At 54.7% G+C, this 296-nt stretch carries 1 rRNA gene; it reads left to right on the forward strand.

Annotated elements, in window-relative coordinates:
* Positions 1-296: ribosomal RNA gene (locus IG629_RS22500) — 16S ribosomal RNA — on the forward strand; the annotation flags it as partial.

Genomic DNA, 296 nt, shown 5'->3' on the forward strand with positions numbered 1-296 from the left:
TACGGGAGGCAGCAGTAGGGAATCTTCCGCAATGGACGAAAGTCTGACGGAGCAACGCCGCGTGAGTGATGAAGGTTTTCGGATCGTAAAGCTCTGTTGTTAGGGAAGAACAAGTGCCGTTCAAATAGGGCGGCACCTTGACGGTACCTAACCAGAAAGCCACGGCTAACTACGTGCCAGCAGCCGCGGTAATACGTAGGTGGCAAGCGTTGTCCGGAATTATTGGGCGTAAAGGGCTCGCAGGCGGTTTCTTAAGTCTGATGTGAAAGCCCCCGGCTCAACCGGGGAGGGTCATT

Source organism: Nisaea nitritireducens, from assembly GCF_014904795.1.
Lineage (GTDB): Bacteria > Pseudomonadota > Alphaproteobacteria > Thalassobaculales > Thalassobaculaceae > Nisaea > Nisaea nitritireducens.